This window comes from Paenibacillus intestini (genome assembly GCF_030803945.1).
Taxonomy (GTDB): domain Bacteria; phylum Bacillota; class Bacilli; order Paenibacillales; family Paenibacillaceae; genus Paenibacillus; species Paenibacillus polysaccharolyticus.
Map to the genome: position 1 here is coordinate 246,607 of NZ_JAURUN010000002.1, position 26,101 is coordinate 272,707.

24 protein-coding genes and 1 other annotated feature are annotated in these 26,101 nt (G+C 46.8%); of the genes, 6 read left to right on the top strand and 18 right to left on the bottom strand.

The annotated features are described in order from the left end of the window. Positions 1 to 19: 19 nt before the first annotated feature. From J2T16_RS06295 to J2T16_RS06320, 6 genes are all read right to left on the bottom strand, one after another. Positions 20 to 2,074, bottom strand: a complete 2,055-nt coding sequence (locus J2T16_RS06295) for a protein kinase family protein (RefSeq protein ID WP_221791094.1) — start codon at positions 2,072 to 2,074, stop codon at positions 20 to 22. A gap of 156 nt (positions 2,075 to 2,230) precedes the next feature. Beyond that, positions 2,231 to 2,506 carry a WXG100 family type VII secretion target gene (locus J2T16_RS06300; protein ID WP_090921054.1) on the bottom strand — a complete coding sequence of 92 codons (276 nt, stop codon included), beginning with the start codon at positions 2,504 to 2,506 and terminating at the stop codon, positions 2,231 to 2,233. A gap of 182 nt (positions 2,507 to 2,688) precedes the next feature. Further along, positions 2,689 to 3,237, bottom strand: coding sequence for a WXG100 family type VII secretion target (locus J2T16_RS06305; RefSeq protein ID WP_154983861.1), 549 nt, complete (start codon positions 3,235 to 3,237; stop codon positions 2,689 to 2,691). Between the two features lie 6 nt (positions 3,238 to 3,243). Beyond that, positions 3,244 to 4,074 carry a hypothetical protein gene (locus J2T16_RS06310; protein ID WP_090921057.1) on the bottom strand — a complete coding sequence of 277 codons (831 nt, stop codon included), beginning with the start codon at positions 4,072 to 4,074 and terminating at the stop codon, positions 3,244 to 3,246. A gap of 16 nt (positions 4,075 to 4,090) precedes the next feature. After that, entirely contained in the window at positions 4,091 to 8,095 is a 4,005-nt protein-coding gene (gene essC, locus J2T16_RS06315; protein WP_499017978.1) for a type VII secretion protein EssC, read from the bottom strand. 54 nt (positions 8,096 to 8,149) lie between these two features. Further along, complete coding sequence (locus J2T16_RS06320) at positions 8,150 to 8,470, bottom strand: hypothetical protein (RefSeq protein WP_090921061.1); 321 nt, start codon at positions 8,468 to 8,470, stop codon at positions 8,150 to 8,152. A 419-nt stretch (positions 8,471 to 8,889) separates the two neighbouring features. Between J2T16_RS06320 and J2T16_RS06325 the strand changes: the two genes are divergently transcribed. Next, on the top strand, positions 8,890 to 9,129 hold the full coding sequence (locus J2T16_RS06325; protein ID WP_090921063.1) for a hypothetical protein: 240 nt from the start codon (positions 8,890 to 8,892) through the stop codon (positions 9,127 to 9,129). 105 nt (positions 9,130 to 9,234) lie between these two features. Here J2T16_RS06325 and J2T16_RS06330 read toward each other — a convergent pair whose 3' ends face one another. The 6 genes from J2T16_RS06330 to J2T16_RS06355 all read right to left on the bottom strand — a co-directional run bounded on the left by J2T16_RS06330 (position 9,235) and on the right by J2T16_RS06355 (position 14,408). Then, complete coding sequence (locus tag J2T16_RS06330; protein WP_167375738.1) at positions 9,235 to 9,387, bottom strand: hypothetical protein; 153 nt, start codon at positions 9,385 to 9,387, stop codon at positions 9,235 to 9,237. 246 nt (positions 9,388 to 9,633) lie between these two features. Continuing rightward, complete coding sequence (locus tag J2T16_RS06335; protein ID WP_499017979.1) at positions 9,634 to 11,115, bottom strand: aldehyde dehydrogenase family protein; 1,482 nt, start codon at positions 11,113 to 11,115, stop codon at positions 9,634 to 9,636. Between the two features lie 145 nt (positions 11,116 to 11,260). Further along, entirely contained in the window at positions 11,261 to 11,782 is a 522-nt protein-coding gene (locus J2T16_RS06340) for a GNAT family N-acetyltransferase (RefSeq protein WP_499017980.1), read from the bottom strand. A gap of 37 nt (positions 11,783 to 11,819) precedes the next feature. Beyond that, complete coding sequence (locus tag J2T16_RS06345) at positions 11,820 to 12,158, bottom strand: L,D-transpeptidase (RefSeq protein ID WP_090921069.1); 339 nt, start codon at positions 12,156 to 12,158, stop codon at positions 11,820 to 11,822. A gap of 57 nt (positions 12,159 to 12,215) precedes the next feature. After that, the gene (gene rsgA, locus J2T16_RS06350) at positions 12,216 to 13,310 is read right to left on the bottom strand and encodes a ribosome small subunit-dependent GTPase A (protein WP_499017981.1); all 1,095 of its coding nucleotides are present in this window, start codon (positions 13,308 to 13,310) and stop codon (positions 12,216 to 12,218) included. A 504-nt stretch (positions 13,311 to 13,814) separates the two neighbouring features. After that, positions 13,815 to 14,408, bottom strand: coding sequence for a DUF2087 domain-containing protein (locus J2T16_RS06355; protein ID WP_154958921.1), 594 nt, complete (start codon positions 14,406 to 14,408; stop codon positions 13,815 to 13,817). Positions 14,409 to 14,587: 179 nt separating this feature from the next. Between J2T16_RS06355 and J2T16_RS06360 the strand changes: the two genes are divergently transcribed. The 3 genes from J2T16_RS06360 to J2T16_RS06370 all read left to right on the top strand — a co-directional run bounded on the left by J2T16_RS06360 (position 14,588) and on the right by J2T16_RS06370 (position 16,779). Beyond that, positions 14,588 to 15,628: a YpdA family putative bacillithiol disulfide reductase gene (locus J2T16_RS06360; RefSeq protein ID WP_499017982.1), complete on the top strand. Its 1,041-nt coding sequence runs from the start codon at positions 14,588 to 14,590 to the stop codon at positions 15,626 to 15,628. A gap of 5 nt (positions 15,629 to 15,633) precedes the next feature. Continuing rightward, positions 15,634 to 16,077, top strand: a complete 444-nt coding sequence (locus J2T16_RS06365; protein ID WP_090921075.1) for a DUF441 domain-containing protein — start codon at positions 15,634 to 15,636, stop codon at positions 16,075 to 16,077. 189 nt (positions 16,078 to 16,266) lie between these two features. Further along, positions 16,267 to 16,779 carry an ADP-heptose synthase gene (locus tag J2T16_RS06370; RefSeq protein WP_090921076.1) on the top strand — a complete coding sequence of 171 codons (513 nt, stop codon included), beginning with the start codon at positions 16,267 to 16,269 and terminating at the stop codon, positions 16,777 to 16,779. A gap of 101 nt (positions 16,780 to 16,880) precedes the next feature. Here J2T16_RS06370 and J2T16_RS06375 read toward each other — a convergent pair whose 3' ends face one another. Next, on the bottom strand, positions 16,881 to 17,330 hold the full coding sequence (locus J2T16_RS06375) for an NUDIX domain-containing protein (protein ID WP_221791105.1): 450 nt from the start codon (positions 17,328 to 17,330) through the stop codon (positions 16,881 to 16,883). A gap of 62 nt (positions 17,331 to 17,392) precedes the next feature. Further along, positions 17,393 to 17,689, bottom strand: a complete 297-nt coding sequence (locus tag J2T16_RS06380) for a HesB/YadR/YfhF family protein (RefSeq protein ID WP_154886324.1) — start codon at positions 17,687 to 17,689, stop codon at positions 17,393 to 17,395. A 527-nt stretch (positions 17,690 to 18,216) separates the two neighbouring features. On the opposite strand from J2T16_RS06380, the gene J2T16_RS06385 reads away from it, so the two are divergent. Both J2T16_RS06385 and J2T16_RS06390 read left to right on the top strand, forming a co-directional pair. Next, positions 18,217 to 19,962, top strand: a complete 1,746-nt coding sequence (locus tag J2T16_RS06385; RefSeq protein WP_090921082.1) for an ABC transporter ATP-binding protein — start codon at positions 18,217 to 18,219, stop codon at positions 19,960 to 19,962. A gap of 12 nt (positions 19,963 to 19,974) precedes the next feature. After that, positions 19,975 to 22,068, top strand: a complete 2,094-nt coding sequence (locus J2T16_RS06390) for an ABC transporter ATP-binding protein (protein ID WP_336122396.1) — start codon at positions 19,975 to 19,977, stop codon at positions 22,066 to 22,068. A gap of 194 nt (positions 22,069 to 22,262) precedes the next feature. Here the strand turns inward: J2T16_RS06390 and J2T16_RS06395 are convergent, their stop codons facing one another. The 4 genes from J2T16_RS06395 to J2T16_RS06410 all read right to left on the bottom strand — a co-directional run bounded on the left by J2T16_RS06395 (position 22,263) and on the right by J2T16_RS06410 (position 26,068). After that, positions 22,263 to 22,835: a YdcF family protein gene (locus tag J2T16_RS06395; RefSeq protein WP_221791108.1), complete on the bottom strand. Its 573-nt coding sequence runs from the start codon at positions 22,833 to 22,835 to the stop codon at positions 22,263 to 22,265. Positions 22,836 to 22,892: 57 nt separating this feature from the next. Continuing rightward, on the bottom strand, positions 22,893 to 23,438 hold the full coding sequence (locus tag J2T16_RS06400; RefSeq protein ID WP_154958924.1) for a hypothetical protein: 546 nt from the start codon (positions 23,436 to 23,438) through the stop codon (positions 22,893 to 22,895). Positions 23,439 to 23,579: 141 nt separating this feature from the next. After that, complete coding sequence (argS, locus tag J2T16_RS06405) at positions 23,580 to 25,292, bottom strand: arginine--tRNA ligase (protein WP_221791110.1); 1,713 nt, start codon at positions 25,290 to 25,292, stop codon at positions 23,580 to 23,582. A 67-nt stretch (positions 25,293 to 25,359) separates the two neighbouring features. Then, positions 25,360 to 25,651 (bottom strand) — a binding site (T-box leader). A gap of 81 nt (positions 25,652 to 25,732) precedes the next feature. Further along, a complete protein-coding gene (locus J2T16_RS06410) occupies positions 25,733 to 26,068 on the bottom strand; it encodes a four-helix bundle copper-binding protein (RefSeq protein WP_336122395.1) in 336 nt (111 codons plus the stop codon). Positions 26,069 to 26,101: the final 33 nt, after the last annotated feature.

Genomic DNA, 26,101 nt, shown 5'->3' on the forward strand with positions numbered 1-26,101 from the left:
TCTATTATTTAATATAAATTTATAAGTCTGGCAGTGAGTACTTGGAATTACTCAAAAATTTGTTGATCGCACTCATTCGTGCCGCCACTTTACCTACACCTTTAAAATACGAAGCGTCCGTATTATATAGGTTTTTGAAATCGCGAGCATACGAAAGAGCGCTGTCCGTTTTTCTTCCTATTTGTGCATTGTACGCCTTGTTATAGCTTGCAATCAGTGTCACGACATTTTGAGCCCGTCTTTTCTTAAGAGCTTCTTTCTGAGCCAACTCTTGCTTACGTTTGGCTTCGGCAGCAGCCTTCTCCTTTGCAATTCTGGCGTCATTTTCTTTTTTCCACGCTATATAAGCTTCATACTTCGCTTGCTGGTCGTATTTTGCTTGCAGTGCTTTACGTGCTGCTTCTTTTTTCTGTTGCTCCTGCTTCGCCAGATAAGCTTCATATTTAGCCTGCTTCTCGTATTTAGCCTGCAAGGCTTTACGTTCTTCCTCTTGTTTCTTCGTTTCCGCTTCCTTTTGTTTAGCCTCAACAAGCTTTTTCTTTGCATCAGCTTCCTGCTTTGCCGCTTCTGCAGCCTTTTGCTTTTCGGCTTCTGCCTGTTTGAGCTTGGCGGCTTCCGCATCTTCTGCCGCTTTTGCTGCGGCTATACGAGCAGCCTCCTGCTGTTTAACCTCGGCCTGATCGGCAAGGATTTTAACTGTGGGTACACCCCCGGCAAGCAGTACAATGAGCACTGCCGAGGAGATCATGAATTTTCTGGAACGGTAGAATGGAATCACTACCGGCTCAGTACTCTCCGTGTTTGAGTTGATTTTGGCATCCAGTTCCTTGATCGCGGCCTCTACTTCCAGCTGCATCGCACTGTTATCCGGAATGAAGTGATACAGTGACCGATAAACCTCAAGGGCCGCTGCTGGTTTGTCTTCATCCTCCAGCGCTCTAGCTTGTAAAAACAGCCGGTTTACAACGGCCTCCTGGTCCGGAGATTGTTTTGAATTCGATGTATCTCCAGCTTTAGCATCTTGTTTCACACTCGTTGATGTTTCAGAGTCTTTTGGCGTGGCAACCACATCAGTTTCTGAAGATTCTGTTACATCCTCTTGCGGCGCTTCCAGAGCAGCCAGAAAGGCTTCAGCCTGCTCGGTGTCCACAGACGCAAGGGCAATGTACCATTCCCCAAACGTTGGACAACTGCTCAGATCATGACTTTCCCATGCCCGGATAAACAGATCTGATAATTTGGAGCCCCAGCGATTCTCAAGGGAACCGCGCATCGCGAAATAACGCTCGCTCGAAGTCTGCATCTCATGTTGATCAAAATAACTCTCTCCCCAAGCTTTCTCTACTATGGCGGGGTCGGACCAGCATAACATCTCGGCGATAATAACAGCTCCGGCAAATCGATCTGCATAAGAACTCCACAAGCCGCTGTGCACCGTTCGATGGGCTGCGTAACCAGGTGAACCAGCAAGCAATGCATCTGGTCGATCCATCTTGGAGCCGTACATCTGCTCCACATCAACCAGTTCAACTGCAGAAGTCAGGGCCGAGTTCTGCACTTCGGAAAAAAACGGAATCATTACATTCGGAGCAGACATATCACAATGTGCGAGTCCACGTTGCTCCATTGCAGAACCTGTACCTGCAAGTGCTCTAGCCAGCTGCAGACTTTCCTCCGCTGTCAGCTGCTTTTGATCACTGATCACATCGAACCAGGTCAGACCCTGTACCCAAGGCATCAGTACTGCATATAACAGATCGGGATGTTCTCCAATAAGCGCTCCGTTTCTTTCCGGAGTGAGCACTTCACGCTTGCATACCCGCAAGCCTGGCAGTTCACTATATGGCTCCATATGCTCGGACTGATAGACCATAGCCGGGATACGGAATTTTGGAAAAAATACTTTTAGTGCTTTGGCCCCATGAATGGTACCCGTCCGGGGAATCAATTGATAAACTATACCTTGCCTTCCCGCTTGGGCATAAGCAAGCCCCGGTGCAGCCGGATGCTGACCAATCGTATAGGCAATATCATTAATCACCACTTCATCGCCGGGATTCGGTTGAAAAGACATGCTCATCCCTCTCTCTGTTTTTTGTGTCATAGTTGCGGCAAAAACCGGGTGTAATCCACCCGGTTTTTGCCTTAATCTTGCAATCTTTAACTTGATGCCCGCATATGACCAGGACGATGCATATAATCAAATCGTCTGGACCTATGTAAGAGCAGATTAACGAGATTGGTCTGCTGTGCGGAATTTAGTCGCGATTGCTGAAAGTTCTACACTAATGCTATTCAACGTTTGAACGAAGGATTGCATTTGTTTGCTAGCTTCCTGGAACTCTTGGAAGAAGCGTTGCTTCGTCATACCTTCCCATTGTCCTTCCATGCTTGTGATGGATTGAGTCAATGAAGATACGATTTGTTGACTTTGCTCTCCACTTTGTTTGAATTGGTTTGAAACCTGATCCAGTTGTTCTGGGGTAACTAAAATACGTCCTGCCATTGTTAAATTCCTCCTTGATGTGTGCAATTAAATTTGTTTGTTCAAATTGTACTATACAAGGATCATTCGGACAAAAGCCGAAGGACCTAATCCTATTTACCCCATTTTTAGCATATGAAACTTCAACTAACAGACTATTTACAATTTATTTAACGTGCAGTTGTACTACATTTGGTAGGCCGCTATGAAACTACAGGTTCAGTTCCTCTTCTTTCTCGAAAAGAGGGGTCTCTGAATCTCCATGAAACAGGCTCAGGCTGTGTAGCCTGAACAAGGGTTGCCGGAGAACCATCAGGTGGAGCACTATCCTGTATCCGATACACAGCCGCCATAGCGGAAAGCGGGTCGGATACAACAGCTACATCAGCAGCATGCGCAGGCAGGATATCGCCACCGCGGCTACTCTGAAGAACATTCAGCATATTGACCGCATTGCCATAGGCCACATTGACATGACTCAGCACGGAACGATATTCCATGTCTGCTTGTTGAAATAACAATGCCTTGCGCCCGAGCTGTACACTTAAGTCCATCAAACGACGAAGGGCTTCCTCACCCAGCCGTTTACTACGATTCCATTCGCTCATCACCGCTGCACGGGACTCGATATCCCAATCCAGCGAATGTATCGCCTGATCCAACACTGTCATTTTTTGCTGTATTTGCTCCGCTGCATACTGAATCTGCCTGCTCAGTGCCCGAAGCACATCCGGTTCCACACGAATGCGCATTTACCATCACCTTTCCTCTTCCCCTGCAGGCTGTTTAAGCCAGTCCAGCAGCATTTCGTGAAACTGTTCTTTTGTTGTGAGCGCTGCAACGAGCCAGTCATCCGAAGCCGCCGTGCTCATTCGGAATAACCAGTTGGAGGCTGCACTCGCGGTAAATGCCGCCGATTGTGACTGCCAGCCCTCCTGTCCCCATACAAGCAATCTGAGCTCTCCGTCAGATTGCTTGCCTACCAGACAACGTGCTAATGCCAGTGAACCTTCAGGATCATTCGTTTCCTGTGAGAGCTCATCAGCCACGGTTTGTACTTCATACCCCTTCAATCCGTTCATGACATCATAAAACTTTTTCTTGGAACACATCAGTGCCGGTTTATCCACTGGAGAATGGCCGCTCCACCTCATCCGCTCAATCAGAACATCAATGGCTTCACGAACATTACCCAAGTCACTTAGACGGAACGAATCGGGGACATCCGTAGCGCGGGCTACTTCAACGACCCGTTCATCCGTGCAGTGTATATAACTTTCCTGCGACTTCCCGTCAATCGTATAACGGAGCCAGCACGCTCTGTCGGATAATCCGGCAATGGCTACTCTGGAAAAAACGGTTGGTGTCATGATCAGCTCATTGGTATCTTGATCCTGAATCAAGTAGCCTTTGTCTAGCAAAGAGGTTTTGACACGCTCCCATTCCATGGCAATATCTTCTGCCATATAACCTCGGAAAGGGTCTTCCACGCCGAGCAATCGATCTGAACCGAGAATACCAGCCAGGAAAAATAGTTCCTTAATCTGTAACGTGACTACCTTTTGCTTAGAATCATGAACCGTCAACATTATGAGCCACCTCCCCTCAAACTACAACATGCCATCGGTCACGAATTTCTGAAATCCAATTATTCATTTTCCAGCTGCTATCGCATGGAACTGCACCTTTAACCCTGGAATATTTGCGTTTTATATAATAACCTTGACCCGGTGGCAGTACCTTCAGCCCACCTGCGGTACCCCCGGATTCCGAATAAGGTATACGGAAGAACGAGAGATCATTAGGGTCCAAAGTCCCGAACAGCAATCCGCTTTGGGATGCTTTTACATCACTTACCCAATCCGAACCGAACGTCGGAAAATCCGCCGGAACGCCTGAGAGAATCACATGAATGCCTCTGTCTCTGCCCTGACGAACAATAACACCGAGTTGATCTTTGATATTAAAATCAGTGAGCTGTTTGGACAAGGTGTCCGCATCATCCACGACAAGTACGATTTCAGGTCCTCCGGTAATCTCACCACGTTTTAGAACTTCATCGTACAACTCCTGAATGACAGGCGCAAGCAATTCTTCCCTCGATACGTGTCCACGGACATGGGGCAAACTGCTGATTTCACCTAATCCACCTGACCCATACCTCATATCTACTGTGTATATTTGCACATCCTCAGGTGAAGCATGGTAGGCCAGTGATAACATCCAGGTTTGCAAGAAAGTCGTTTTACCGCCTTCCATCGGACTGGTCACCATAAAGTGCGGCCCTTCACGCAGGTTAAGTTCAAACGGCTCCAAATCATCCGTGAGCAGACCTACAGGTACATTTACCGTTGAAGTTCCCCCTACGTTGCCGAAGGTACCTGTACGAACAAGCAAATCTTTAAGCTTGATTTCTTCCGGTAATGGCGCAATTTGTGGCGTTTCCTCACCTGTCCAGCCTTGACGAATCTCCGTAATTGCTCTGCGTAAAGCGGCAGATCGTTCACCCTCGTCCGCTCCTGAAGATGGCAGAGCAGCCTGGAACATCAGTGGTGGGACTTGTCCCTTCACTAGACCTCGGCCAGGAGGCAGCTGGCTTGGCGCCTTGGAAGGCCGCCCTACAGCATAATAATAATCACTTGGATCAGAGAGCTCAAATGAAACAGCATTTTGAATATTACTTCTGAATTTTTCGAAAATATCAGTGACCCGATTCGCGGTCAGCACAAAGGTAATACCTAAACTTCCGCCTTCTCGCAAAATGGTCTCGAGCGATTCATTCTCATCCGGGTAAGCATTACGGAAAGACATATATCCGTCAATAACCACAATAATCTGTGGAACTGTAGCATGAGCCGTACGACGATAAGCCGAAATCGTTTTAACCCCGGCCTCCGAGATCATATCTTTGCGCTGCGCCGAGATTTTCAGAATGTAACGGAACAAACGCTTGATCCGGTCTTCCTCCTCGGCCATCATCACGCCACCGATCTGCGGAAGCCCAGCGAAGTCTTTCATCATACGTCCCATATCAATAATGTATCCGTTCCACGGCTCTGTGCGCTCCGTACGGGCAAGAGACATTAATAACGTTTGAACAAAAGTCGTTTTGCCAAGTCCAGGCATGCCATATACGACAAGGTGCCCCTGATCCATGGGCAATGCCAGCGGCAACTGACGCTGATTCGGAAGATCATCCAGCATACCCACCAAAGGTTTGAGACCACTCGCCCCGTCATCAAGCAGAGATTCTCTTTTCTCCTTCTGCTTCCAGTCGTGAAGACCGTCCAGTTCCAGTATCTCTGGCAGCGGAGGCAACCAAGGTCCAGGCAAACGTTCTATGCCGGCTTCTGTAGCAGCCTTTGCCACATAATCAATGAACACTTGCAGCTGTTTCGGCACATCCTCTCCCTTGAGAACAGCTCTTCGCTCTCCCGTCAGCAGTGGTTCACGTTTGCCATTCAGGCGTACTTCCATTACAGGCAGTACCGTTGTTGAATCCTCCTGCTGATTATAAGGTGCGCCGCTCCAGGCAAATTGCATTTCTTCAAAGACTTCGTCACTGCCGACCTGAAAATAACCTCGGCCAGGCTTCGTAATCCAAGCAGCATTTGGAATTTTTATCATATCTCTGCTATCTCCCTCGCTCTGTACACGAAGACAGATACGGAAACGAGAGTTACTCCAAATTTTATCATCCACGACTCCCGCAGGTTTTTGGGTTGCGAGAATTAAGTGAACACCCAGTGTCCGGCCGATCGCCGCAATACTGATCAACTCATCCATAAATTCCGGCTGGTCACGTTTCAGTTGAGCAAACTCATCTATGATAATTACAAGATGCGGCAGTGGTTGTTCGTGTCTTGAACGCAAAATTTTGTAGTACTCATCAATATGTTGCAGGTTGCCCGCATCATTTAAAATCTTCTGTCTTCTCACCAGTTCAGCGCGAAGAGAAACATTGGCACGTTCAATGAGATTACCATCCAGATTCGTAATGGTACCTACAACATGCGGTAGATCGACAAAGGTATTAGACATACCTCCGCCCTTATAGTCGATCAGCATGAAAGCAAGATCATGTGGATGGAACTCGGCTGCCAGCGAAGCAACAATAGACTGAATAACCTCACTTTTACCTGAGCCTGTTGTACCCGCAATCAAACCATGGGGACCATGCCCTTGCCGCTCGATTTTATCGTGCAGATTAATAGCTATTTTTTTACCACCAGCTCTTACCCCCATAGGTACAGGCAGTGTGTCCGGATATCTGGTTTGCCCCCAGCGGGAGACAACATCCAGATCCTCCACACGTGAAGTGCTGAGCATATCGAATAGTGGCAACACTTGCGGGATCTCCGAAGCGGAGGAACGCTTCAGACGAATCGGTGACATATAACGGGATAACGCCTCTGCCGTCTCCTTGGAGATCACATCCGGTTTATATGTCTGCGAGACGACATCCGCATCTTCCGTCTTTTTGATGTACACTCCTTTGCCTCTGGAAGCCTCCATAATTAACTGGCAGTGCATAGGCAGGGATTGTTTGCGGTTCGCCAGCACAATCGTGCATACATCAATCTCTTGCGCAGCCTCCAGCAGTAGTGGAAGTAGAGGTTCTTCTTCGATCAGTTGCGTATCCGACAGAATAATAACATAACAAGGAGTTTGCACCGCTTTTTTGTAGCGATCTTCCTTGTTATTACGACGGCGGTTCAACACGGAAAACAAGCTGTCCGCCAATTGATGCGCACTGCTGTGCCTGTCGGCCATATATCGCTGCCCTTGATCCTCATCCCAAATATGAGGCAACCAGCGGAGCCATTCCCACTCCTTGGTATCCTTTTCTTCATAAAATGCAGCAAGTTTCAGTTCATCCGGTGAGTGCCTCACCGTAAGCTGTGAGACGATAACACGTAGCGAAGCCATCACTTCTTCCCGATCCCCCACCAGACCCATGACCTTGGATTCGAATAGAGGCAGGGTTATCGTGGCATCGGGCACGGTCTGAAATTCCGCAGCGAGTCCATGAGCGGCCTCAATCAACTCATCCTTTTCATATCCATCGATACGCGGTACCTGAAGTTTGATGCGAAACGGAATCTCTCCCGTACCGATACGTACCTGTAAAAAATCGTCATCTTCCGGGGAACGCTCCCAAAGCGAACTGTTTCGGTTCTTGACAATTTGCAGACAAACGGATGGATCACCATGGATTTCATGCAGGCTTTTCACTTGCTCCGCCTGTGCTTCCTTCAATTCTTCACGATGTTTATCCAGCTGTGCAAGATACATCGCTTTACGTTCCTCGATCTTTTTGCGATATGATTTTTTATTGCTGAGATATACAAAGAACGGAATGGTGTACGATGTAAGCATCATCATAACCGTCATCATTTGAAACATCATATAATTGCTGTTATTCATTTTGCCAGTCATATTAATGTACACGTAGAAACCGATGCTGACCATCGTCATCATCACGGGAACCACAATTGAAATCATGGAAAATGTAGGTTTGTTCGGTTCTGCAGGCGGCCTTAGAATTTCGAGGCTCTCTTCCTTCAAAACCGGTGTCATTCTCGGAGAACGCTGATATAACACATTCACGAAGAAAAGACCTCCTTTTAGTCGTTCAATTAATGAATGATACGCCACAGAGCGTCATTCGTTGCTCTCCTGCTGAAATAATGAGCGTCTCCCGTAGATGGGTGCCTCTTCAGAAGTCGTTGAAAAAGCCCGCTGTACACGCACACAGCTTCCCTGACGTAGCCCCGTCTCCATTAGCTGCTGGGCGTTCTGGGGAGTAAACCATAGTCCCTCAGGAAATTTAGCTTCCAAAATATACTGAATGCCATCCCCCGGCGCCTGTCCGAATATTCGTACACCGAGCAACGTCTTCAGGTGTTCAATGGTGCATTCATCCGGAACCTCAATGTCGAACCATTCGCCTTCCTCCCGGCCGGAATACACGGTTAGAATCATGTGAAGCCCTCCCAAGGTCTCATATGTAAATTGTCCTAATGTCAGATTAAATCAAAAAAATGCGAGTGAAACGGTATTCCATCCTATTTTCTTATATAAAACCCTTGTTTGCAACGTATTCGCTGTAATTTTGTTACATATGACCCACGTTTATATTAAAATATCGTCCATTTGACTCAGAACTTTTGTGTCATTGTTTGGTAAAAAAATTGCAACGATGCGAAACTATCGCTGTGATTTCCATTTAATAGAAAAAGAAAGAAGAGATTCGGGACTTTTATTCCTTCGTCCACAATTGAATTGTGAACACTTTTCAAACTTTATCCACCTTTATGTTTTCATAAGCTGATTTTAAGGTAATTTTAAGCATTGGTATTTAATATTACCTGTATGAAATAACTCTCGTGAGGTGATTTCAAGTGAGAACTCTAATAACTTTTCAAGACAAATCAATCCCTGTATATTTTAATCAAGAAAACAAACAACCTGTGCAAAAAACATTAAGATTGCTTAGCAGTGCTCTTGAGCATAAGATCAGTAATGGTAAACGCGCTTTGCAAAAATGTCTGCACTCTTTGATTAGTATTGAAATTGTTGGCGGCGAAGCTATTCTTCACAGCCGCAGCGAAAATGACTCTCTTGCTCTATCGTTATATTGAAGAAGAGTCCAGTAACCTTCGTTTATGCGTTACCATGAAAAAGGAAGCTTCCCTATAAAGGACAAGCTTCCTTTTTGACGTGGTTTTGGGCATATCCGCACCCTCTTATTTCAGCTTTTCCAACACGTAAGCCGCATCATGTTCTTCTGCAAACTCAGCTTTTCGTATTCGAATGACAAACAATCTAACCAAATTTTCTCGTGTATGTTCTTCCTGACAGGTATTTATTTTCCTTAAAATAAAGCGGTCAATGGACATAAGTTCCAAGCCCCTTTGCCATGATTTTTACGGAGTACTTCGTCCCGTGTATCCATAAATAACCAGATCAGAAGTTGCCCAAACAGCTTTTTCATTCGATTGAGAGTGTTATTTGCATCCGTTGTAAAATGATGCAAAAGCCCGTCCCAATATCACTCAGACGGGCTTCATGCACCTCCTGTCGCTTCATCGCGAACCGACTCGGATAAACCACGGACTGCCTCTCTCTATTCATGCATATTCGACTTAGTTCACGCCCGGATACTCCCGAAATTGATGTTGTAGACTGATCCAGCGTGTACGTGTGAATTTATCAATCGCCCAGTCTCCGCCAAAACGACCTATGCCTGACGATTTCTCTCCGCCAAACATGACATGTGCTTCATCATTCACCGATTGATCGTTGACATGTACCATACCCGATTCAATCTGCCCTGCCACCCGGTACCCCCGCTCCAGATTGGCCGTAAATACAGAGCCACTCAGACCATAAGGAGTATCATTAGCCAGCCCAATAGCATCCTGCTCATCTGTAGCTTTCATAATGATAGCTACTGGTCCGAACAGCTCCTGCTGTACAATCTCCTGCTCGCGTTGGACATCTGCAAGCACGGTTGGCATAAGCACACTTTCCTGATGTGTTCCGCCAAGCACTAATTGCGCGCCTTCCTCTTTAGCCTGCTGTACGAGCTCTAGAAGCCGTTCCACTTCTTTCTTTCGGATTAGGGGACCTACCAGTGTTTTCTCGTCAGCCGGATCACCGGCATGTATGTTTTTCGTTTTGTTAACAAAGGATTGAACAAACCGATCGTAAATATCTTCGTGTACGATAATACGGTTTAGCGCCATGCAAATCTGACCCTGATGCAGGAACTTTCCGAATACAGCAGCCTGAGCCGCATGCTCAACATCCGCATCATCCAGAACGATCATCGCATTGTTGCCGCCGAGTTCCAGTGCAGTTTCTTTGAGATGCTCACCGGCGAGTTTACCAATGCCCTTACCCACTTCTGTAGAACCCGTGAATGAAATGACTTTAGGAATGGGATGTGTGACAAAATAATCCCCAATCTCGCTGCCACTTCCGGCGACTACATTTAATACCCCCTCTGGCAGACCCGCTTGTTCAAACAGATCCGCAATCAGCCATCCTGCTGTAATCGGTGTATCCGAAGCGGGTTTAATCACCACACCGTTGCCGAGTGCGATTGCGGGTGCGACGGAACGCAAACATAGATGTAGCGGAAAATTCCATGGTCCAATAACGCCGATAACCCCTTTGGGCTCACGGACTACCCGATTTTCTTTGCCCGGCGTATTGGACGGAAGCAGTTCGCCTTTCATTCGAAAAGGAAATGAAGCCGATTCATCCACAATACGTTTCGCTGCGGCAAATTCTGCTTCAGCTTTGATGCGTGTGCTACCGGATTCCGTAATGAGTAGCTGTATAATCTCATTTTTTCGTTCTTCCATTAAAGATGAGACTTTACGAAGCACCCCTTCCTTAACGGAAGGCAACGTTGCTTTCCATTCCACCGAACTCTTTTGCGCAGACTTATAAGCCTGATCTATATCCTCTGGACTGGAAGAACGCCAGGTCGCGATCACTTCACCCGTATACGGATTCATGTTTTCAATCGTTTTCTCGCCTGAGCCTTCCACCCATTTACCTGAAATGAACTGTTTAGTCCATGTCGCCGATTTATGTTGGTTATCTACTAAAGTCATTACACAAGCCTCCGATCTTCAGATTAGAATGTACATAAAAAAAACGATGTCTCATTCATTAACCTTGTTCGAAGTTAAGCAAACGGATAATGCAACCTGAAAGCGGATCGGGCTTTGTCACAATATGAATAAAGCAACGTGTGCACTATGCCTCAAAAGAAGCCAGATCAGGCCAGCCATACGCGACTTCCTCCAGATCTTCATCCCCGATACGAATCGACTGTGTATGAACAGGTATACCACCCATTTTTTCATAAAAACGACACGCCGGGTTTTGCTCCAAAGCCCAAATCATCATATTATCAATCTTGCATGTCTGGAGGTGCTGAACCACCTGCTTCACAAGTTGTCTGCCTATTCCAGAATTTTGATGAGACTGGAGCAGATAAATGGCGTACAGCTCGCCATCATAGGGTAGTTGACCTTCGCGTTCCTTACCTCCACAGGCAAAACCGACAATTTCCCCCTCTTCATCCTCGGCGACGATCAAAATCTGATCATTTTCGCTAGCGCGTAACTGCTGGTCCCACTGAGCTAATCGTGATTCTGTAGTCAAAAGATGCAAAACGTGATCTGGCACAATTCCGCGGTATGTCGTTTTCCAACTCTCTGTATGTACGTATGCGATCCCCCTCGCATCCCCTTCACGTGCTAACCTTATATGCATAGCTTCGCCCCCTTTTCAAAAAAAAAGAATATCCGGCCTATGGCCGGATCGTAACTCGGGTTCCCACGGATACCTTTGAGGATAAATCCAGCACGTCTGAATTGTACATCCGAATGCAGCCATGTGATACGGACTTGCCAATCGACGATGGTTCGTTGGTTCCATGAATACCATAATGGGGTTTGGACAGGCCCATCCAGAGCACACCGAAAGGCCCTCCAGGATTCTCTTGTTTGTTGACAATGGTGAACTCTCCGCTTGGAGTGCTGGTCAGCATTTTACCTGTGGCTACCGGATAACCTTTCACAACTTGATCTCCATCTAGCAGATATAACATATGGTCGGACAAGTCCACGATGATTCTGTAATTCGGCATCACGACATCCCTCCTGCCTTATCCTATGCAAGACAAATACGGATGCCCCGCCTCATATCAGTCCTGTTCCCAATCTTTGGCCCGATGGGCATGCTTGGCCTTGCGTGTTTTTACCGGTTTGCTTGAAGCTGTCCTTTTGCGCGAAGCCACCTCCTCCTTGCGCCGCTGATACTGCATTTCTTTCTGCATCTTGAGGAAGTTATTCAGCCTCTTCTCATCCAACTCACCGTTTGCAATGGCCTCTTTAACTGCACAGCCCTCTTCCTTCGTATGACTGCAATCCATAAATCTGCACGCGCCAGACAGCTCTTCAATCTCTCCAAATGCCTGTGAAAGACCTTCTTCTCCTTCGTCCCAGAGATGAAGTTCACGCATGCCCGGCGTATCGATCAAGACAGCTCCCTGTGGTAATACAAACATCTCCCGATGTGTCGTTGTATGTCTGCCACGGCTGTCCCCTTCACGCACGGATTGCGTAATCTGAACATCCTTGCCCATCATCCAGTTGACCAGTGTGGACTTACCACTTCCGGAGGAGCCAGTGAGCGCTACAGTTGCACCTGGTTTCAGATAAGTTTCCAGCATTTCCTTCCCTTGTCCTTCGATTGCCGAAATCGCCAGTACCTCCACGCCTGGTGCAATCCCCTCCACTTCACGGATTCGTCCCTGTACATCATCACACAGATCACTTTTACTCAGGACGATAACCGGTCTTACTCCCCCGTTCCAAGCCATTAACACATATCTTTCAAGTCTTCTGAGGTTAAAATCATGATTAAGCGCCGCAACGATCAGAAGGGAGTCTACGTTCGCTGCAATCAATTGTTCTTTCGTTACCGGGCCAGCGGCTTGCCTGGATACACGACTCTGACGTGGCAATACATGATGAATAATCACTTCCTCGCCCTGTTCTCCTGCCACAGCTACCCAATCACCAACAGCAGGTGCAAGTCCTGTCTCCAAGTTGTCATGACGGAGTTTTCCCGACACTTTGCCCCAACATTCTCCGTCCGCTGTGATCAGACGCTGCATATGTCCATGATCTGCAATAATTCGGGCAGGCCGTCTGGATTCCAAGCCCAACTGTTCCTCAGACCATCGTTTCTCCCATGCCTCAGACCAGCCATAATTTTCAATGCCCTTATTTTCCATACGTTGATTTAAAATAAAAATTCCTCCCAGATTGTTTATGATTCAGTTGAAGTGTGTTTAAATTCATTTTTTTTCACGACACCATCCTGCATCTCCGATTACAGATCCAAACAAAAAAACCACGAGGTTGTTCACACCCGCGGCAATCCATAGTTATCCGAATATGAGGTTGCCTCCACAGCATGTTGAATAACGGTCATCCTGTACTCCGTCCGTTATCCCAGCCCTGGAACTCCCCATATCAGAACACAAAAAAGCCACGGGTACGTCACCCGTGACTTTGTATGAAGGTCTTATCATCGCTCGCCAAAGTTGGATACTTCTATCCAGCTATAGCAAAATCGATGTACCTTGATCCGTTCCGGAGACGCTGTTCCTATTCAACTCCACGTATACTGCCGTTAGATTTGTCATGAACATCGCCTCCCTTGTAGAATATGCCATCATGTTACACAGTCTGTTGTGCATTTGTCAAGCCCATTGTTTTTTGGAGCTATTCTCTCTTTATTTCACTTGATCCCATCTCGTCCACATTTCTCGAGGGTTTAGTTCATACACTCCGTCTTCGCGGTACATGAACTGATGCATGATAAACTCCCGGCGAAGGGTTGCAAAATCCTCATGATATTCCTGAATAAACGAGTTGATTTCTTTCTCGCTGTACTTGCGTCCAGACTCTAATTGCTCCACCAGATATTCAAGCACAACCAGCTTTTTCTTGTACTGCGCAGGAATTTGGCGAAGCCGGCCATCCTTTGAAAAAAAGTTTCTCATGATAGACGCTTTCAGTGTTTCGTTCACATCTGTCATATCAGACTGCTCCTTTCTTTTGAAAATAAAATCAACTGAAGCCTGGGCATGTTCGCGAATGAACGAAGGGTTCAGGGTAAAATAAACCGTATTTTTCTCCCGTCGCTCTTGAATAAGCGCAGCTTCTCTCAGCTTGGCAGCATGATGAGTCACCGTCGGCTGAGACAAGTTAAGGCGCTCCGCCAGCGCTTGACCATGCAGTTCTCCTTCGGAAAGCAGCAAAAGCATCCGAAGGCGGGTAGGATCAGCCAAGGCTTTGTGATAGGCCACAATTTTCTCAAGCTGCATCAACATACACCTCACATTCAATTAGATAAATATCTAATTTGATACTAGTCTTTATTCATCTGGAAGTCAATTCAATTTATTTTTTGATTTTTCAACACATTGTGTTGCCTCGCAGAACTGGCATTGAAGTGTTATTTACGGTAGGATTATATTGCTTGTAATGAAGGAGGATTAAGAACATGGAAGATGTCATTATTATTGGCGGAGGCCCATGCGGTCTGTCCGCTGCCATTGAATGCGAGCGGGTAGGATTGTCCGCTGTCATTATTGAGAAACACAATATCGTACAATCCATCTATCTCTACCCAACTCACATGCAATTTTTCAGTACGGCGGAGTTGCTGGAGATCGGGAACGTGCCGTTCAGTTCGGCCAATGACAAGCCGTTTCGTTATGAAGCACTTGCCTATTATCGCAAAGTAGCCGAACATTTCGGCCTGCGTATTCATAATTATGAGGAAGCCCGTGAGATCCAGCGTAAGGAAGACGGCACCTTCGAGGTACATACGGTTAATCGGCGTGGAGAAACCATCGTACATCAAGGGCGGCATGTCGTTGTGGCTACCGGCTATTTCGATCACCCGAATTACCTTGGCATTCCAGGTGAAGACAAGGATAATGTCACGCATTACTTCCGCGAGGCACACCCATATACCAATACACGCGTGGCTATCATTGGTGGAAGTAACTCAGCGGTTGACGCCGCCATGGAGCTTGTCCGGGTTGGCGCTCATATTGATATGGTATACCGCGGTACAGGTCTGTCCGAGCATATTAAACCTTGGGTTCGCCCGTTATTTGAAAGTATGGTACAGAAAAACCGCATTACGCTTCATCTTGGTTCCCGTGTCAATGAAATCCTGGATGATTCCATTCGAATTGTGCATACAGATGGTTCGGAAAGCGAGCTTGAGAATGACTTCGTGCTCGCCATGACCGGCTTTCGACCTGACCGCCAATTGCTTGCTTCCATTGGAGCAGAGATGTCTGAGGATATGGATAAGCCACTGTACGATCCACAAACGATGGAAAGTAGTGTACCAGGCGTTTATGTGGGCGGTGTTATCGCTTCTGGACGCAATGCCAATGAAGTATTCATTGAGTCAGGCCGCTGGCATGGACGGTACATTGCTGAACATATCATTAGCAAAACAGAACATACCATTGACAATTCAGAACATCGTGGCAGCAAAAATCATGCTCAGTCTGAGGAGCAATGAAATCCATGGATATGACCTCTCTCCTGTTGCTCGTGTTCGCAGCGCTTGGCATCATCAGCAGTAACACACCTGTAACTGTAGCGATGGTATTCCTGTTACTGCTTCGTGTACTCAATGTCAATCAAGCCTTTCCCTGGCTTGAAAAATACGGGCTCACACTGGGTATTATTATTCTGACAATCGGTGTCATGGCTCCTCTCGCCAGCGGTAAAATGAGCTTGCAGACCATAGGTGAATCGTTTCTGCACTGGAAGTCACTACTCGCCATTGGCGTTGGTTTGCTTGTGGCTTATCTGGGCGGTCGCGGCGCATCGCTGATGAGCACACAGCCAACAGTTGTGGCAGGCCTCTTGATCGGTACAGTTCTTGGCGTTGCCTTGTTCAAAGGTGTACCTGTCGGGCCTTTGATTGCAGCGGGCATCCTGTCCCTGCTTTTAGGTAAATCCTGAACCGTACGGTACGGTAATCGTGTATGCTTTTGCAAACTGGCTGTATTTCCCACCGCTCTGTGCTATACTTCTATTCATGCAAACCGATACATGAATTTTGCAACAGGGAATGGGCATCTTTCTCACCTTGTCAGATGAACTCATTCAGCACTTCACGACGTTTATCGTCCTCAGGAGGATTCAGGAACCATGTCACGTCCCTTTGTTACCGAAGCCGTGATGGTGGCTATTTACGGTCAATTGCTTGCGCCGCCGGCGCCTGTGGAATATATCGTTCCTTACACCACCATCCTTGAACTATATGAATTTCAGAGCAGTGCTGACCCCATGATGGATAATGCTACAGATGATCAGCATGTTAAAACCAAGATCAATGAATTAATCTCCTACTTTGAAGAGCCGTTAAATAAGAAAAAGATTGAGCGCGCCCTGGCGGTACCATGGGCAAAAAGCCCCGCCATTCTATTTGGTGATCAAGCCTCCATTACGATTGTTAACGCCATGGATACCGCTCAATATGGAGAATATTTTGATCCGATAGAGACAGAACTGATTCTTACTTCTCAGCGTCTGGGGATTCCAATCCTGACCGATCAAGTGGAGTTAATCGCCCGTATCATTGAGTCCGAATCACCTGTGCAGGTGTTTGATATCGATGATTTCGATTTTGCAATGGATGATGAGCCGCTGGATCAGGTATAATCCCGAGAACACATATACGAAAAAATGCAAAAGACCTCAACTTTCACTGTATAGTGGCAGTCGAGGTCTTTTTCGAGTTCATGTACTTTTAGTGGCACGTATTACTTTAAGCCAGACTGTTCCAGTAGCGTTTGGCTAATACTGTTCATCGGCGGCAGTGCATTCGGCTCAAAAAACTTTAATCCCGCATCGCTGTTTACTCGCGCTTCCACAAGATGATCAAGAATAATTCGCGCCTTAAACAAGGCGATAACATAATACTCCTCATCCCCGTTCGCATGCACTTGCCGCAATTCCGGTCCAGAGTATAATGATTCAAAGCTCATCGACTCCGTTGTCCAACCGGTTTCTTCCCAAAGTTCACGAAGTGCTGCCCCTTCAATCGTCTCTCCAGGACGCATCTCTCCAACAGGTATTCGCCAATGCCCTTGTTCGGCATGCTGGATGAGCAGTAGCTCACCTTGATCATTCGCAGCCATTATGGCTGCTTTGACTACAATATTTGCACGTTTCGCAATATATTGCCCAATATCCCGTGTCGGTAGATCCACTCCTCATCCCTCCTTTTTAAAAAAAGACGGTGCTCGCGTTCCATTTATGGACTAATGTTTTATTACACTTCGGTATAACGATATTCAATATCCTGACCATCCTCTACAACATCTACATGCAACTGATGCCCTTTCAGATACCAGTAATCGTGATCTTCCATAAAAAATTGAATGCCGGAAACTTCCGTTTGATCCGCAGGATGTCTCGGTTTTTCAACGGCAATTCCCAAAGAAAATCCCGGATGAAGACCACCGCCAGAGCTGTAACGAGCAAAAAAGCGAATGCTGTCTCCTTCATTCAAGTTCAATTCTTCTTTGTACCAGCGGGCAGCTTGGTCGGATACATGTATGGTACTCATATGATGTCAGCTCCTTTTGTATATATATGTTACATCATATCGCTAGAGCGGCTTGAACACAAACCCTGCAAATCATACACAGGCATACGATCTTGTGAAAAATGTTTGACAGATTGTAAAAACGGGTGGTAAGATGCAAACATACGAGGTCTACATTGCATTTATTTCCATTAACAAGAAAGGGTGATTACGGTGTTTAACACACATAAGTTGGTTCACATTCACACACAATTAAATACCGGAGTATCCCCGAAATCACTTTTCCGTTCATAAGACAGCGCTTCAGGTGTCTCTTGTTTATCAGACCCCTGTCAAGCTCGCTCACAATACCTTATGTACGGCGGCGGCTCTGCTCTTGGAGTCATGCTGCCGTATGAAGATATAAGACATACCGCCTGCGTGCGGTGTGTCTTTTTTTGTGGGCTTTTTATTGGATTGAACTGCGCTTGAATGAGCCTTACCAAGCTTTAGCTGTCATTTTGAACGAAACTTTGCACTTCTTGCACATCGAAAGGAAGGGATAACACTTGTTCTCTGTACTTAAAAACCTGGCCTGGTTCTTCAGGCTGGAACGCAAAAGATACCTGGTTGGTGTCATTTTGCTCATTCTTGTGGGGATTGCTGAATTGCTGCCTCCGCGCCTTCTGGGGAACGCCATCGACGAGATCGTACGCGGCTCTATCACAAGCACCTCATTAACGTTTTACATCGCACTTATTCTTGGGACGGTCATCATTATCTATCTGATTACGTACATATGGATGCACAAATTATTCGGCGGAGCCAATCTCGTAGAACGGTTGCTACGCTCCCGCTTCATGGATCACTTGCTGCGAATGACACCACCCTTTTTCGAAAAAAACAGAACCGGAGATCTCATGGCTCGCGCCACCAATGACCTTCGTTCTATTGCTACAACCGCAGGTTTCGGTATGCTCACGTTAACAGACTCCACAGCATTTCTCTTAACTGTACTGTTCGCCATGGGGTTCCTCGTCAGCTGGAAGCTGACCTTGGCTGCAATTCTGCCCCTGCCTTTTATCGCCATCGCTATGATGATCTATGGTAAAGCAGTGCATCAACGTTATACGTTGGCACAGGATGCCTTTGGTGATATGAACGATCAGGTGTTAGAGTCCATTGCAGGCATCCGTGTTGTACGCGCGTACGTTCAGGAACGTCTGGACGAGAAACGATTTGCTGATGTCACGGAAGATGTATATCGCAAAAACTTAGCGGTTGCCCGGATGGATGCTTTATTTGAACCAACCATTCGACTATTTGTAGGTCTGAGTTACGTCATTGCACTGGCCTACGGCATTTATCTTGTATTCCACAATGAAATCACCCTGGGAGACCTCGTATCGTTCAACATGTATCTGGGGATGATGATCTGGCCGATGTTTGCCATCGGTGAATTAATTAACCTCATGCAACGGGGCAGTGCTTCTCTGGATCGGGTGAACGAAACGTTATCCGTAGAGCCTGCTGTTCAGGACAAAGAACATCCTGTTCATATTACGCAACCGGATGAAATCGTCATGAATGATGTGACATTCCGCTATCCAACCTCTACCGTGGATAACCTGAGTCATATCAATGTTACCATTCAACGCGGACAGACACTTGGCGTAGTAGGACGCACGGGGAGTGGTAAATCCACCCTGCTCAAACAATTGCTGCACGAATACCCTGCTGGATCAGGTACGCTCAGCATTTCAGGACATTCCATCGAGGATATTGCGAAGGATGATCTGCACAGCTGGATCGGATACGTACCACAGGAACAAGTATTGTTCTCCAAATCCGTTCGTCAGAACATTCAATTCGGTAAGCCAAACGCGTCTGATGATGTCATTATGGAAGCGATTCGTACCGCTGCTTTTGACGGCGATCTCGGAACGTTGTCTGACGGTCTCGATACACTTGTAGGTGAAAAAGGTATCGCTTTGTCTGGTGGACAGAAACAGCGGGTATCTCTGGCTAGGGCTTTTATCGCTGATCCGGATATCCTTATTCTTGACGATGCCCTGTCTGCTGTTGACGCTCGCACAGAAGCTAAAATCATTGAAAATATTCGCAACAAACGCGCTGGCAAAACAACACTGATCTCGACACATCGCTTGTCAGCTATCGAACACGCAGATCGGATCATCGTGCTGGAGCACGGTAAAATTACGGAAGAAGGCACTCATCAGGAACTACTCGCCAAGAATGGCTGGTACCGTGAACAATATGAACGGCAACAGGTCGAGTCCAATCTGTCCACGTAGGAGGTAACTCATTTGAAGTCCAATACAGGTAAAAGGTTGCTGGATTACGCCTTGAAAGCCAAAGGCACATTCATCGCTGCCTTAATCATGCTGACGATTGGAGTTGCGGCTGAACTCGCCGGACCCTTTATCGCCAAATCCATGATTGATAATCACCTGCTCGCCATTGAGCAGCCATTTTATGAGACGGCAGCTTCGGAAGACGCCGCCGTTTATCAAGGGAAAAATTATAAACGTGAAGGTTTGTTTGCACCAGACGAAACCAAAGGAGCCGAGGTACGCGTACTGCAAGCCGGCAAAAGCTTTTATTTCGTCGGCGAGCCGGTCAATGCTCCTGACGGCGATCGTTCCTATGCGAACGGAACCTTAACCATAACTCGTGCAGGTGAAGTTACTGGGCAATACGCGGCTGTGCCGCTGTCTGCCGGTGAACTATTTGCCTTTTACAAACCCGAGATGCCAAGCATCTATCAATTAATTGTGTATTATCTGATCTTCCTTGTCATTTCGGTTATTATGGAGTTTGGTAAAACCTTCTGGCTGCAATCCTCTGCCAACAAGGTCATTCAACGGCTGCGGAACGATGTGTATGCGCACATTCAGCGGTTGCCCGTGAACTTTTTTGATAACCTGCCCGCAGGTAAGGTCGTTTCTCGGGTCACTAATGATACCGAAGCCGTAAAAGATCTGTTTGTGGCGGTACTGTCCAACTTTTTCTCAGGCATTATTACGATAACAGGAGTTTATATCGCTCTCTTCCTGCTCGATGTACGTCTGGGTTTGATTTCACTATTCGTTGTACCGATGCTCATTGCATGGATTGTGCTCTATCGCAAATTCGCCACCCGATACAATACAATCATTCGCTCGCGACTGAGTGAGATTAATGCAATCATTAACGAGTCCATTCAGGGCATGTCCATCATTCGTGTGTTCCGTCGCCAGAAGCAAACTCGCCAGGAATTCGAAGAACTGAATGAAGACTATATGAAACATCAGAACAAAATGCTCAATCTGAATGCCTTTACCTCTCATAACCTGGTGAATGTGTTGCGGAATATCGCCTTTGCCGTAGTTCTGTGGTACTTTGGAGCAGGTGCGATCACAGGTACAAGTATTATTTCACTGGGTGTACTGTATGCCTTTGTTGATGTTCTCGGGCGGTTGTTCCAGCCGATCATCGGTATGGTGAACCAGCTTGCGAACCTTGACTCCTCTCTTGTCTCTGCCGGCCGTGTATTTGAGCTGATGGATGAAAAAGGAGAACCCGTTACAGACGGCTCGATGCCGAGGTACAAAGGTAATGTCGTCTTTGACGATGTGTCGTTCGCTTATAAAAAAGATTATGTGCTGAACAATATCTCGTTCAAAGCATCACAAGGCCAGACGGTGGCCTTGGTCGGTCACACCGGTTCCGGTAAAAGTTCGATCATTAACTTGCTGTTCCGGTTCTATGATCCGCAAAAAGGCAAAATCACGATTGACGGACAGAACGTTAAGGAATTGCCGAAGCAGTGGATTCGGGAACATATGGGGATCGTACTGCAAGACCCTTATCTCTTCACAGGCACGATTGCTTCCAATGTCAGTCTGGGTGATGAAAAGATCTCCCGGGCACGCATTGAAAAGGCACTGCGTGATGTAGGTGCAGAACGTATTCTGGCGCATCTGCCGCAAGGCTTTGACGAGCCGGTAGTTGAGAAAGGGAGCACACTGTCTGCCGGACAGCGGCAGTTGATTTCTTTTGCACGCGCACTCGCCTTCGATCCCGCGATCCTGATTCTGGACGAAGCCACCGCCAACATTGATACAGAGACGGAAGCTTTGATCCAGAACGCGCTGGAAGTCCTCAAAAAAGGACGTACTACTTTCATCATCGCCCATCGTCTGTCAACCATTCGCTCTGCAGATCAGATTCTCGTGCTGCATCGCGGAAAAATTGTAGAGCAAGGGGCGCATGATGAGTTGATGGAGCTGAAAGGCCGGTACTATCAGATGTATCAATTGCAACAAGGGGCTCAAGGCGAAGCCATCGCCGATGGCTCGACTCGTTCAGCTGATGCTTTTAGTACATCTTCGCCATCACTCGCCGGAGGAAATGTGTAACTTTCTTCTCTTTCGCTATCATTTAGCAGAACATATTTCGTCAACAAGGACATCCGGCCAGCATTAAAACAACACATAAAACCCGTTCTATACAGTAGCCTTCAGGTTACTGACAGAACGGGTTTTATTATTGCTCTACGACAATATCTTCACCTTATAATAAAAGACCGTCTCTTCACTTTTAAGTTCGCCCTCTAAGTCCAGCCTCTAACTGTATATCCCATATACATAATTATTTCTCGGACAAGGAACGGGATTTGCGTACTCCAGCTGTGATACGCGGTCGTTTGTGTAGGAGATGGTACGGCGTCCATGCCAAGTTCGGCTGCCATTTTCATGGAACGTTTCATATGCAGAGGGTCGCTGACAATAGTGTAGGTACGATAACCTTCCCTCTTACCTATTTCCAGCGCATATATAAGATTCTCTTGGGTGATTACCGACTTGTCCTCCACCTGAATGTGCTCCGGTTTCACGCCTTGCGTAAGAGCATACTGGCGTCCGACCAAAGCTTCAGCAGGAATACCTTCTTGACTGGAGCCCCCAGTAAAAATGAGGTTACGAACTGTGCCTGCTCTATATAACCTTATGGCTTGTTCAATTCGTTCACGGAATACCGGCGAGGGAATATCTCCTTGCACCGCTGCACCCAACACAATCGCTGCATCAGATGTTCTTGGTGAGCTTTCATGCATATACGAGAGAATACTTGCGGCTGTGACCACTGCCCAGATGAGAATAAATAAGAGCAACGATGCCAACCCCATAACTACACTCCGTTTTGTGATACCTTTACAGCTACGTTTTGATTGAATGTTTGTCACTCATAATTCCTCATCTGGCCCACGTTCCTGAAATCTCGCCGCATGCATTCGTTCCAGAGCAACCCATGCTGCCGCAGACTCATCCTTTAGTCCCAATGCTGCCATCCAGGCACCTATATATTGCTGGAGTACGAGCTCCAGTTCCTGTGCACGTTCTTTAAAATCTTGCAATTCCTTAATCATACGTGTCCGACCTTCCGGACTGAAGGTTTCATGAATGCGCTCTTTGAAATAATGATGCACAATCCGATTTCGTTGCTGCCATAATTCATTCAGACTGCTTATTTCTTCTTCGGAAAACGTAAAATGATGCCGTGCTTCATGAATAAGTTGCCCCAGTGAACTACTCATCTTCCGCTCGTACAGCTCCTCTAGTTCCTCCTCAGTTACCACCTTGCCTTGTGACATTTTAGTTAACAAAATAAGATTAACCAGTTGCTGTTCCAGCGCCTGTCCATAATATACGGCCAAGCCGTAATAGGCAAACAATTCCTTGGAGTGTTCGCTGTCCAGCATGAAATCATTCTGGAAATCCGTGTTATGCATATGCGAGCGCTCCTTTCTATCCGTGCACCTTGGCTGTTTATTATGTCTCTATCGTAACGAAACTGCAAACAACATTCAAGTTGCCGGAAAAGCCAGCGCATAACTTCGGATTCCCTCCTGTTTTCGTAATCTGAACTTAGATCACATCTGCTCGGGAGCGCGTACGCCCAATAAAGACAAGTTGTACGCCAGACGTTTCGCGGTGTGCTCGGCCAGTTTCACCCGAAAAGCCTTGACACCTGACGGTGCATCCGCAATTCGTTCAGCATGATAAAACCGATTAAAGGCTTGAGCAACGTCTATCGTGTATTTAGCAATCACGGATGGTTCGTTGCGAAGCACTGCTTTTTCCAGATAAGCCGGATAGTCACTCAGCAATTTCAGCAACACCCAAGAGGTATCGCCGACAATTGCTACAGGAGGGTTATTCATCTGATCCGTGTCCGAATCCATTTCCTGTTCATCACGTGACACATTAGCGGCTTTGGCAAGCACACTTTGAATTCGTGCATGAGTATATTGCACATAAGGGCCAGTCTCTCCTTCAAAACTTACCGCATCCTCCAGCGAAAAATCAATGTTATTCATGCGATTGTTGCGCAGATCACCAAAGATAATCGCCCCTACACCAACGGCTTCGGCTACCTGCTCAGCCTGCTCCAGATTCGGATTTTTTTCCTGAATAATTTGCAAGGCACGAGCGACAGCTTCATCCAGTACTTCCTGTAAAAAAACAACCTTCCCCCGGCGTGTAGACATCTTCCGCCCCTCGAAACGCATTAGACCAAACGGAATATGCTCACAATGATCTGCCCAGTCATACTCCATCTTTGACAATACCGTAAATACTTGACGGAAGTGAAGGCTCTGCTCTCCACCAACGACGTACAACAACTTATCTGCCTGCATCACATCATGACGATAGATTGCTGTTGCCAAATCCCGGGTTGGGTAGATCGTCGTTCCATCTTTTTTAATGATCAGACATGGTGGCATATTCTCTTCATCCAGCCGAACAACGAGCGCACCGTCACTTTCCTCCAGCAGTCCTTTGCCTCGAAGTTCCTCCACAACGGCACCCATCTTGTCATTATAAAAGCTCTCACCGAGCGTACGGTCAAAATCCACATTCAAGCGTTCATACATCCGGTTAAACTCCTGCATACTCACGTTTACGAAGAAAGTCCATAGACGCTTCGCTTCTTCATCCCCCTGCTCCAGCTTACGGAACCATTCCCGTGCTTCGGTCTCTAGAGAAGGATCTTTCTCTGCTTCATCATGAAAACGAACATATAGTTCAAGAGAATTACGAATTGGATCTGCTTGTAACATCTCTTCGTTTCCCCACCGCTTATATGCCGTGATTTGCTTGCCAAACTGCGTCCCCCAGTCCCCTAGGTGATTCACACTTATCGAGGTATAACCCGCTTCGTTATATAAACGATACAACGCTGCACCAATGACAGTGGAACGCAAATGCCCAATGCCAAAAGGTTTCGCGATGTTAGGTGAGGACATATCAATGACAACACGCGCTCCTTGCCCGAGCTGCAGTTTACCAAATGTCTCGCTACCCACTTCTTCGAGCAATTGGGGCGCCAAGACATTCCGGTCAAAACGAATGTTCACATAAGGACCTGCTGCTGTAGCATCCATACCCTCGGTCTGTAATGCAACGGCAATTTCTCCAGCAATAACGACCGGTGCCTTTCTTAGCGACTTGGCTAACGTAAAACAGGGAAATGCAGCATCCCCCATCTCCTCCTGCGGCGGGACTTCCAATAATCTCAATACTTCTTCTGGTGTGAGCCCGGTTAACGGGGCAATCTGAGTTGCAGCCTGCTTCAATAACACATCTAACACTCCTTCTCTGCATGATATATGCCTTAAAATAAACGCAAAAAAGCTCTCGTCTCTTCAAATAAGAGACGAGAGCTGTGTTTACAGTTCCCGCGGTACCACTCTAAGTGAACGGTAACCTGTATTACAGCATGCTGCAAGAAGGTGTAACCGATCCGCTCGGTGCAAATAACGGTTGCATGCCGGATTACCCTCAAATCCATATACAACGAACTCCAAATGGAGCCTATACATGGCTTCGGATAACCATCTCACGGGTGCGCTTCACACAGTTCATCACATACCGGCTTACACCTGTCCCGGCTCGCTGTCATGGCCTGAATCTGGGCTACTCTCCCGATCACGGATATTGCTGTTTCGATCATTTCAGATCATTATACATATCCTGGTATGGATTAGCAACCCTGTTATTTTAAATTGATTACATAGATAGTTTAAGCAACTGCGACCATTAAACGGCAAGCTTCGGCACATCTACGGCAAGCTTCAGCGCAATCCTGACAATGATCATGTGCATGTTTACCACATTCCGCTGCACAGGCTTCACATGCTTTGACACACAATTCACAGATTTCACCGATGAAATCACTTCCACGTGTCATGGCTTGCGCTGCAAATGCACAGATATCAGCACATTCCCGGTTCATACGAATACAGTCACGAAGCATCGCTAAATCATATTCTTTCAGACTCGATATGTAACATACGTTGCAAGCATTCATACACTCCAGGCAAGCATCGATACATTGTTGGTATTGTTGTTGTGTCATTTAAAGTTACCTCCCAGGCAAAGTTTGCTATGC